This window comes from Bradyrhizobium sp. P3_C3, from assembly GCF_056402655.1.
Map to the genome: position 1 here is coordinate 147,086 of NZ_JBFUGY010000001.1, position 10,956 is coordinate 158,041.

Here is a 10,956-nt window from a genome sequence, read left to right on the forward strand (position 1 = left end):
TTACTTCGGACGCTTCGCGCCGTACTTCGAACGACGCTGCTTACGGTTCTTGACGCCCTGGGTATCCAGAACGCCGCGGAGGATGTGGTAGCGCACGCCGGGCAAGTCCTTGACGCGGCCGCCGCGGATCATGACCACCGAGTGCTCCTGGAGGTTATGACCTTCGCCGGGGATGTAGCCGATCACCTCGAAGCCGTTGGTCAGGCGCACCTTGGCGACCTTACGAAGCGCCGAGTTCGGCTTCTTCGGGGTCGTGGTGTAGACGCGGGTGCAAACACCACGCTTCTGCGGCGACTGCTGCAGCGCCGGCACCTTCTTGCGCGACTTCTGCACTTCACGCGGTTGAGCGATCAGCTGGTTGATCGTCGGCATCCTGGCCTTACCCTTTGTTCTGCCGCGGTCCCTTCCGGGTCCGCTGTCTTGGCGCGGCCCGTTGCCGGAACCGCAATTTTTTTCGGGCCACCCGCCCGACGAGGTCGCCTCGCACGGAACAATCCGCACAAAGCGAAATTGCGCCAACCGCTCCATCACCGAGCGGAAAGCGTTACGACGCCACAGAGGACCGCAGTTTCAGGGCAATCAGCATAAAGCTGCGGCCCGCGCACCGAGGTCATGCATCCGAATTCGATCTCAAGAGAACGAGCTCAAGAGACCTAAAATCGCACTGGCATTGCCTAGCTATGATCGACAGCGTTTGAGCGGCATTCGTCGAGGTTGGTGCCCGCCTTAGCGATCCCTGAGGATCCGATCCTTGGGGATCTAATCCCTGCGGATCAACGGGTGGCCCGTTCCGACGCTGGCGATGCTCACCGCCTGTCGTTAAGTGAGGCGCTTTCTATAAGTGAGAGTCGGCCAAGTCAAGGTCAAACGACAGTCAGAAAACGCTTCTGCCACCTGACGAAATCGCTGTTTGCCCGCACTCACCGCGCCTGCCGGATATGGGGACCGGACGTCCGTTCCGCCAGCCCAAAAACAATTTATACCCGGGTTAAATGTACTTTTATAACCCTTGCTAAGGCTTTTTTTCCTGTTGATGCGTCAATCTGCCGCCTGCGGCAGAGATTTGCACCATGCGCTACACCGACATTGCCATTATCGGCGGGGGATTGTCCGGCTCGACCGCCGCCGCAATGCTCGGCCGCGCCGGCATTTCGACGGTGCTGATCGACCCGCATGAGAGCTATCCGGCGGACTTTCGAGTCGAAAAACTCAGTGGTCACGTCCAGGTCGAGCGATTCCTGAAGACCGGAATCGGAGAATCGGTGCTGCGCCGCGCGACCTTTGCCGGCGAAAACTGGATCGCTCGATTCGGCCGTTTGCTCGACAAGGCACCGAGTCGGCAGTTCAACATCCTCTACGATTCGCTCGTCAACGCCGTCCGTGACGAGATCCCTGCCGGCGTCGAGCGCATCTGCGCCAAGGCGGTCTCGCTCGAGACGAGCCCGGAGCGGCAAAAGATCACGCTCTCCAATGAGGAGACGATCTCGGCCCGGCTGGTCGTGCTCGCCAACGGCCTGAACGTCGGCCTGCGCCACCAGCTCGGCATCGCGAGAAAAGTCATCAGCGCCTGCCATTCGATCTCGATCGGGTTCGACGTGGTGCCGGCGGGACGGAATTCGTTCGACTTCCCGGCACTGACCTATTTCTCGGAACGGCCGAGCGACCGAATCCCCTACATCACACTGTTTCCGACCGGTCCGCGGATGCGCGCCAATCTGTTCGTCTATCGCGGCGTCGACGACCCATGGCTGCGCGAATTGCGCCGCGCGCCAGCCGAGACGCTGAACGCCGCCCTGCCCCGGCTCAAGCGCATCACCGGCGCCTTCGACATCGCCGGCGAGATCAAGATCCGCCCGGTCGACCTCTATGTGAACGACGCAAGCGGCCAGCCCGGCCTCGTGCTGGTGGGCGATGCGTTCTCGACCTCCTGCCCCGCCGCCGGCACCGGCTGTGACAAGGTCTTCACCGACGTCGAGCGGCTCTGCAACGTCCATATCCCGGAGTGGCTCGCCTCCGACGGGATGGACGGGGCCAAGATCGCCACCTTCTACGCCGATCCGGTCAAGCGGGCCTGCGACGAATGGTCGGCGGCGAAGGCGTTCGAGTTCCGCTCCGTCTCGACCGCGACGAGTCCCTACTGGACCGCGCAGCGCTGGGCGCGCTTCATCGCTTGGTCAGTTCAAGGCTTGCTGCGGCCGCTCGGAGGAGCAATTCATCTGGAGCCGAACTTCCTCGGTCACGCCTCCTCGTCGTCCTCGTCCTCATCATCCTCGTCGAGGTCGTCTTCATCCTCGTCGTCATCGTCGCTGTCGTCATCGGCCTGAGCCACAGCGCCATGCGGCTGGTGGATCTGGTCGTTCCACAGCTTGCGATAGGTGCCGTTCCTGGCGAGCAGCTCGGCATGCGAGCCGCGCTCGATCGCCCTGCCCCCTGAGATCACGATGATCTCGTCCATCTCGACCACGGAGGTCAGGCGATGGGTCGACCAGATCATGGTGCGCCCCTTCGCGACCTTCAGCAGCGTGCGGTTGATCGCGGCCTCGGTGGTCTGGTCGAGCGCCGAGGTGGCTTCGTCCAGCAGCAGCACGGAAGGGTTACGGATGACCGCGCGCGCAATCGCGATGCGCTGGCGCTGGCCGCCCGACAGCGTATCGCCGCGCTCGCCGACCGGCGTGTCGTAGCGCTGCGGCAGGCTCATGATGTAGCGGTGGATCTCGGCCTTCTTGGCGGCGTCCTCCACCTCCTCGTCGGTCGCGCCTTCCTTGCCGAGCCGGATGTTCTCGCGAATCGACATGTTGAACAGCATGTTCTCCTGGAACACCACCGCCATGCTCCGGCGCAGCGAATCCAGCGTCACCTTGCGCACGTCGACGCCGTCGATGGCGACGCGCCCCTCGTTGGGCACGTACAGCCGCAGGATCAAATTGAGCAGCGTGCTCTTGCCGGAGCCCGAGGGGCCGACGATGGCGATGCGCTTGCCGGCGTTGAGCTTGAGGCTGAGATTGTCCAGCACCGGCGTCTGGCTGCCTTCGTACTGGAACGTCACGTGGTCGAAGGTGATGTCGTTGGTGATGCGCGGCAGATCGGGCGCGCCGGGACGATCGGCGCCGCGCGTCGGCTCATCCAGCAGCTCCTGCATGTGGCGGATCGCGGCCGCCGAGGAGATCGACACCGGGATGAAGTGCATCACGTGGGCGATGTTGTAGGAGACCTCCCAGAACGCGCTCTCGAAGGTGACGAAGGTGCCGATGGTGATCTGGCCCTTGGTCGCCAGATAGGCGCCGATCGCGAGCACGACGAGGTGCAGCAGCAGCACCGAAATGGTGACCGTCCGCTCCACCATGGTCGACAGGAACGCAGCCGAAGCGATCTTGCGGCGGGTCTCGTCGTTGCGGAAGCTGAAGAAGCCGAACATCTTGCGTTGCAGGCTGAACGCCTTGATCACGGCCTGCGCGGCCACGTTCTCCTGCACCATGCCGAGCAGCGCGCTCTCGTTCTGCTTCTGCTCGTAATTGGCCTGCACCGCCTTCGGGGTGAGGATGCGCGGCCCGATCAGCGTGATCGGGAACACCAGCAGCGCGACCGCGGCGAGCTGCCAGTTCAGGAACAACATCAGGATGATGCCGGCGATCAATTCCAGGAACGGCAGCGCCGCACTGTTGGCGAAGGTCTTGACCGAGCCCTCGAAGGCCGAAAGGTCGACGGAAAAGCGCGACAGGATCTCGCCGCGCTTGGTGCGGCCGAAATAGGCCGCCGGCAGGTCCTGGACGTGCTCGAACAGGCGCTTGCGGACATCGGAGATGATGCAGGCAGCCAGCCTGGCGTCCCAGCGCTCGTACCAGACCGCCACGATCGAGGTGAAGATGCCGGCGACCGCGAGCACGCCGAGGATCTTGTAGAGCGCCTGGAAATCCTCCTCGCCGAGCGCGTCGTCGATCAGGTACTTCAGGCTGAGCGGCATGATGACGTTGAACAGCGTCTCGACGCAGACGCCGAACGCCACGAATGACAGCATCCGCTTGTAGTTGGACAGGAACGGCTTGACGAAACCCAGGATGGTCGCGAGCGCGCCTGCGGCCTCGCGCGCGGTAAAGACGACGAGCTCCTCGTCCTCATCGTCGTCGTCGAGCTCGTCATCCTCCTCGTCTTCGTCGTCCTCGTCGTCTTCGAGGTCCGGCTTGACTGGGACAAGCTTGTCGTCGAGCTCGGCCGCCTCTTCCGTGGCGAGTTTCTGTTTGTCGGGCGGGAGGGGCTTGGACGCCATGAAACCAACCGATGCTGACGGCCGGCATGACCGCGGAGAAAGCAGGAAATAGCGGCAACCGCTATCGCACCGATTCTATGCGATCATGACGAATTCGGCAAAGCAATTGGCTACGCCGGTCCGATCCTGTCTCTAGTCGTCGTCCTCACCCTCGACCTTGTCGAAGAAGGAATAACGCAGGCTGTCGGCGTCGGCGTACCACTGGCCCGGGCCCTTGTTGGCGGCAAGCGTCGCCTCCCAGAGCGCATCGGTGCAGTCCTTGCGATGCATCGACAGGTCAAAGCCGTTGCCGAAGAATAGCTCGGACCATTCCCACCAGGTGCCGAGCTTCTTGACGCCGCGCAGCAGGTCGTAGCGGTCGATCACCACCGAAGCCATGTCCGAGGTGATCGAGCCGAACACGAGGCCGGTCTTGACCACGCGGTTCAGTTCGCGGATCGCGCGGACCACCTGCTTCGGGGAAACATGGCAGAGGCTGGTCTCGAACACGAAGTCGAAGGCGCCATCCTTGAACGGCATGTCGGTGATCGAGCCGAGCTTGTTGTACTTCTTCAGCGCCTTCGGCGTCCTGGCGTGGATGGCGCGGTTGTTCTCGATGCCGAAGGCATCGATGCCGCGATCGCGCAGCGCGCCCACCAGTTCGCCGCTGGCCGAGCCCGCGACCAGCAGCTTGGCGCCCCTGGCCTTGCCCCAGACGATGCCGATCAGCTTGGTGAGATAATCGGGATCGGTGAAGTGGCGCCAAGCTTCGCTGTAGGGACCGAGGCCGCGATAGTTCTCGAAATAGTCGCGGTCGATCTTGTCCGAGACCGGCTCGCCCTCCTCCTGTCCGCGCTCGCGGCGCAGGCGCATCATCTCGGTCAGGATGATGTCGGTCGCCGCGTCCGAGGAGTCGAGCAGACCGTTCAGCGTGGAGTCGAACAGATAATCGCCGACCACCACGATGCCGGGATGCTCCTTCGGCTCCGGCCGGTGATTGGTCATGACGTCGCGCACGGGCAGACCGCCGGGGATGGCGTTCACCGACGACAGCCAGCGGTGGATCTTGCCTTCCACGAAATGCGAACGCGCATCGCCGAGCGAGGCGGGCAGCGATTTCAGTGCGGCGTCGATCAGCTCCTGATCCGACAAATTGGCGAAGGCCAGCGCGTCGGAGCCGGGAATCAGCCAGTTCAGCACGCCGTGCTTGCCAACGTCATGGCGCGCGCCCTCGTTGTAGACGCAGCAGCCGCCGAAGGCTTCCGACATGAACCAGGCGCCGGAAATCTTCTCGCCCCAGAACGGCGTGTCGAACAGGATCGAGACGCGCAGATAGTGCGCGGGACGATCGAAATACGAGACGTGCTTGACCATCGACTTACGGAGCTGCTCGCCTTCCCAGCCCATCGTCGCGAGCCACGAATGCGGCAGGCAGACCAGCACGAGGTCGAAGTCGCGCGTCTCCGGCCCCTTGCCGTTCATCATCTTCAGCTGGTAGCGGCCGGTCGGCGCCTTGCCGACGGTGAGCACGCGGTGATTGAGCTGGACGTCGGCGTTGACCTCTGACTGCAGGCACTCGATCAGCTGCTCGTTGCCGTTCTGTATGGAATAGAGGCCGATATAGCCGTCGACATCCATCAGGTAGTTCTTGAGCGCGTTGAGCCCGTTGGTGTTGTGGCTTTCGGTCGCGATGTCGGAGCGCGCCATCACCTTGAAGAAACGCTTCGCGGTTTCGTCCTCGACCTCCTCGTCGAGCACCTGCTCGGCGGTCTTGTAGGCCCAGGGATTCTCGTTGTCGTGCGCGCCGACGCCCTCGTAATATTCGATCGGCGTCATCGCCTCGGCGCAGCGGTTCCGGAACGCCTCGATCGCCGCCGCAGTCTTGGCGCCGTATTTGCGGCGCATGCCCGCGACGTCGTTGAGGAGCTCGCCGCCGAACTGCACCTGCTCGGCGTCCATCGGAATGGTCTGAAGTCCGAAATGCTGGATCAGCTCGCGCAGCGGATCGGGACCGGTCATCGAGTAGTCGTAGATCTCGGCAACGCCGGCCTCGTACATCGCCGGCGCGGAATCGAATTTGCGCGTGACGATCTTGCCGCCGAGCCGGTCGGAGGCCTCGTAGATGGTGATGCGGCAGAGGTCGCCGAGCTTACGCTTCAAGTACCAGGCGCTCATCAGCCCGCCGGGGCCGCCGCCTACGATTGCGAGATCAAGCATATGAGTTCCGTGGTCTCCGGCCCTGCCCCCGTCACGGGACCACCGGTCTAACTTCCCTTAGCAGAAGCGCTTTTGCGCCTGAAGGAAAGATGAACAAAGGTTGATCCTGCACCGCAACAGGCAAACAAAGCAGCAAAAAGGCCGGCTTGCGCCGGCCTTTTCATTGTCCTCGGTATTCCTACGGATGAAGGATTATTCCGCAGGAGGCAGCGCAGGAAGCTCCGCTTCCGGCGCGGGCGACACGACGGCCGCCTGCTTCTCGCGCTCGTCCAGGATCAGCTTGTCGCGCTTCATCGCGACTTCGCGGATCTTGGCCATGGAGGCGCCGGTGCCCGCCGGGATCAGCCGGCCGACGATGACGTTCTCCTTGAGGCCTTCGAGCGGATCGACCTTGCCGTTGACCGCCGCTTCCGTGAGGACGCGGGTGGTCTCCTGGAACGAGGCCGCCGAGAAGAAGGAGCGGGTCTGAAGGCTCGCCTTGGTGATGCCGAGCAGAACCGGCGTTCCCGTAGCGATCTTCTTGCCCTCTTCCTTCGCCTTCTCGTTGAGCGCGTCGAACTCGATCTTGTCGACCTGCTCGCCGGAGATCATGTCCGTGTCGCCCTGGTCGGTGACTTCCACCTTCTGGAGCATCTGACGGACAATCACCTCGATGTGCTTGTCGTTGATGAGCACGCCCTGGAGCCGGTAGACCTCCTGGATCTCGTTGACCAGATAGGCCGCAAGCTCCTCGATGCCCTTGACCGCCAGGATGTCGTGCGGCGCCGGGTTGCCTTCGACGATGAAGTCGCCCTTTTCGACGACGTCGCCGTCCTGAAGGTGGATGTGCTTGCCCTTCGGGATCAGGTACTCGCGTGCCTCGTCGGTCTTGTCCATCGGCTCGATCGAGATGCGACGCTTGTTCTTGTAGTCGCGTCCGAACCGGATGGTGCCCGAGATTTCGGCGATGATCGCCGCATCCTTCGGACGCCGTGCCTCGAACAGTTCCGCCACCCGCGGCAGACCGCCGGTGATGTCACGCGTCTTGGCGCTTTCGGTCGAGACACGGGCGAGGATGTCGCCCGTATTGACCTTGGCTCCGACGTCGACCGAGAGAATGGCATCGACCGACAGCATGTAGCGGGCATCGCCGCCACGGGCGAGCTTGAGCACCTTGCCGTCCTTGCCCTTGACCACGATGGCCGGACGCAGGTCCGCGCCGCCGCGGGTCGAGCGCCAGTCGATGACCACGCGCTTGGCGATACCGGTGGCCTCGTCGAGCGTTTCCGAGATCGACTGCCCCTCGACCAGATCCTCGAAGCCGATGGTACCTTCGACTTCGGTGAGCAGCGGACGGGTGTAGGGATCCCACTCGACGATGCGCTGGCCGCGCTTGACGGTGTCGCCCTCGTCGACGTGCAGGCGCGAACCGTACTGGATACGGTGCGTCGCACGCTCGGTGCCGTCGGCATCGACGATCGCGATCACCATGTTGCGGACCATCGCGACCAGGTGACCTTCGCTGTTGCGGGCGATGGCCTTGTTCCGGATCACGATCTTGCCGTCGAAGTTGGATTCGACGAACGACTGCTCGTTGAGCTGCGCCGCACCACCGATGTGGAAGGTGCGCATGGTCAGCTGGGTGCCGGGCTCGCCGATCGACTGCGCCGCGATGACGCCGACGGCTTCACCGTGGTTGACCGGCGTGCCGCGGGCGAGGTCGCGGCCGTAGCACATGCCGCAGATGCCGTTGACGAGCTCGCAGGTCAGTGCCGAGCGGATCTTCACCTCCTGCACGCCACCCTGGTGGATGGCGTCCAGATGGCTCTCTTCCATCAGCGTACCGCGCTTGATGATCACCTTGCCCGAGCTGTCACGCACGTCTTCGCAGGCCGTACGGCCGAGGATGCGCGAGCCGAGCGAGGCGACCACGGTGCCGGCATCGACGATGGCGCGCATCTTGATGCCGAGCTTGGTGCCGCAGTCGTTCTGCGTGATGATGCAGTCCTGCGCCACGTCGACGAGACGACGGGTCAGGTAGCCCGAGTTCGCGGTCTTCAACGCGGTGTCCGCGAGGCCCTTACGGGCGCCGTGGGTCGAGTTGAAGTACTCGAGCACCGAGAGGCCTTCCTTGAAGTTCGAGATGATCGGCGTCTCGATGATCTCACCCGACGGCTTGGCCATCAGGCCGCGCATGCCGGCGAGCTGGCGCATCTGGGCCGGCGAACCGCGGGCACCGGAGTGAGCCATCATGTAGATCGAGTTGATGTCGGCATCCGCCCCGCTCGCCGTCTTCTTGGTCGAGGAGATCTCCTTCATCATCGCCTTGGCGATTTCTTCCGTGGCCTTCGACCAGGCGTCGACGACCTTGTTGTACTTCTCGCCATGGGTGATCAGACCGTCGTTGTACTGCTGCTCGAAATCCTTCGCCAGCGTACGGGTGGTGTCGACGATCTTCCACTTGGAGTGCGGCACGACCATGTCGTCCTTGCCGAACGAGATGCCGGCCTTGAACGCGTTGTAGAAGCCGAGCGCCATGATGCGGTCGCAGAAGATCACAGTCTCCTTCTGGCCGCAGTGACGGTAGACCTGGTCGATGACGCCCGAGATTTCGCGCTTGGTCATCAGCTTGTTGATGATCTCGTACGAAATCCGCGGGTTCTTCGGCAGCAGATTGCCGAGCATGACGCGACCCGCGGTGGTCTCGATCCAGCGCGTCGAGACCTTGCCGGTCTCGTCCATGCCCTGCCACCGATACTTGATCTTGGTGTGGAGGTGGATGACCTTCGCGTGCAGCGCGTGCTCGAGCTCGGCCATGTCGCCGAAGATCTTGCCCTCGCCGGGCAGGCCTTCGCGCATGATCGAGACGTAGTAGAGACCGAGCACGATGTCCTGCGACGGCACGATGATCGGCTGGCCGTTCGCCGGATGCAGGATGTTGTTGGTCGACATCATCAGGACGCGCGCTTCCAGCTGCGCTTCGAGCGACAGCGGAACGTGCACGGCCATCTGGTCGCCGTCGAAGTCGGCGTTGAACGCGGCGCAGACCAGCGGATGCAGCTGGATCGCCTTGCCCTCGATCAGCACGGGCTCGAACGCCTGGATGCCGAGACGATGCAGCGTCGGTGCGCGGTTGAGCAGCACCGGATGCTCGCGGATGACCTCGTCCAGGATGTCCCAGACCTCGGGCCGCTCCTTCTCGACCAGCTTCTTCGCCTGCTTCACGGTGGTGGACAGGCCCTTGGCGTCAAGCCGCGAGTAGATGAACGGCTTGAACAGCTCGAGCGCCATCTTCTTCGGCAGGCCGCACTGATGCAGGCGCAGCTCGGGACCGACCACGATCACCGAACGGCCCGAATAGTCGACGCGCTTGCCGAGCAGGTTCTGACGGAAGCGACCCTGCTTGCCCTTGAGCATGTCGGCGAGCGACTTCAGCGGACGCTTGTTGGCGCCCGTGATGACGCGGCCGCGGCGGCCGTTGTCGAACAGCGCATCGACCGCTTCCTGAAGCATGCGCTTCTCGTTGCGGATGATGATGTCCGGCGCGCGCAGCTCCATCAGCCGCTTCAAGCGGTTGTTGCGGTTGATGACGCGGCGGTAGAGGTCGTTGAGGTCCGAGGTCGCGAAGCGGCCGCCGTCCAGCGGCACCAGCGGACGCAGGTCCGGCGGAATCACCGGAACCACGGTCATGATCATCCATTCCGGCTTGTTGCCGGAGTGGCGGAACGCTTCCACGATCTTCAGGCGCTTGGCGAGCTTCTTGTGCTTGATGTCGGAGTCGGTCTCCTGCATCTCGAGGCGCAAGGTGGCTTCGAGCTTCTCGAGGTCCATGCCCTTGAGCAGCTCGCGGATCGCTTCCGCGCCGATCATGGCGGTGAAGGAATCCTGACCGTACTCGTCCTGCGCCTTCAGATACTCGTCTTCCGACAAGAGCTGACGGTCCTTGAGCGCGGTGAGGCCCGGCTCGAGCACGACGTAATATTCGAAGTAGAGGATCCGCTCGAGATCCTTCAGCGTCATGTCCAGCAGAAGGCCGATGCGCGAGGGCAGCGACTTCAGGAACCAGATGTGGGCGACGGGGGCTGCGAGCTCGATATGGCCCATGCGCTCGCGCCGGACGCGCGACAGCGTGACCTCGACCGAGCACTTCTCGCAGATGATGCCCTTGTACTTCATGCGCTTGTACTTGCCGCACAAGCACTCGTAGTCCTTGATCGGCCCGAAGATGCGGGCGCAGAACAGGCCGTCGCGCTCGGGCTTGAAGGTACGGTAGTTGATGGTCTCCGGCTTCTTGATCTCGCCGTAGGACCAGGACAGAATCTTCTCAGGAGACGCGATCGAAATCCGGATCTGGTCGAAGACCTGAGCCGGAGTCGTCGGGTTGAAGAGATTCATAATTTCTTGGTTCATCGTCTTCTCCTCGCGTGCCGGTCGCCTACGGCCGCAAATTCGAAAATCACTCAATCGGGGCGCCCTGCCCTCAAGGCCTCGGGAGGGGCGCCGATGCCCGGCCGTGA

At 63.3% G+C, this 10,956-nt stretch carries 5 protein-coding genes; 1 reads left to right on the forward strand and 4 read right to left on the reverse strand.

Annotated elements, in window-relative coordinates; all coding sequences use genetic code 11:
- Positions 1 to 372 (reverse strand): 30S ribosomal protein S12, encoded by a 372-nt coding sequence (gene rpsL, locus AC1DW2_RS00845; protein WP_007603006.1) that lies wholly within the window; start codon positions 370 to 372, stop codon positions 1 to 3.
- A 698-nt stretch (positions 373 to 1,070) separates the two neighbouring features.
- Here rpsL and AC1DW2_RS00850 point away from each other — a divergent pair.
- A complete protein-coding gene (locus tag AC1DW2_RS00850; protein WP_354125806.1) occupies positions 1,071 to 2,324 on the forward strand; it encodes an FAD-dependent oxidoreductase in 1,254 nt (417 codons plus the stop codon).
- On the opposite strand, the gene AC1DW2_RS00855 is transcribed toward AC1DW2_RS00850, so the two are convergent.
- From AC1DW2_RS00855 to rpoC, 3 genes are all read right to left on the reverse strand, one after another.
- Positions 2,237 to 4,264, reverse strand: coding sequence for an ABC transporter ATP-binding protein (locus tag AC1DW2_RS00855; RefSeq protein ID WP_477005059.1), 2,028 nt, complete (start codon positions 4,262 to 4,264; stop codon positions 2,237 to 2,239). The genes AC1DW2_RS00850 and AC1DW2_RS00855 overlap by 88 nt on opposite strands.
- 132 nt (positions 4,265 to 4,396) lie before the next feature.
- Positions 4,397 to 6,460, reverse strand: a complete 2,064-nt coding sequence (locus tag AC1DW2_RS00860) for an FAD-dependent oxidoreductase (RefSeq protein WP_208087432.1) — start codon at positions 6,458 to 6,460, stop codon at positions 4,397 to 4,399.
- Between the two features lie 192 nt (positions 6,461 to 6,652).
- A complete protein-coding gene (gene rpoC / locus AC1DW2_RS00865; protein ID WP_071912831.1) occupies positions 6,653 to 10,849 on the reverse strand; it encodes a DNA-directed RNA polymerase subunit beta' in 4,197 nt (1,398 codons plus the stop codon).
- Positions 10,850 to 10,956: the final 107 nt, after the last annotated feature.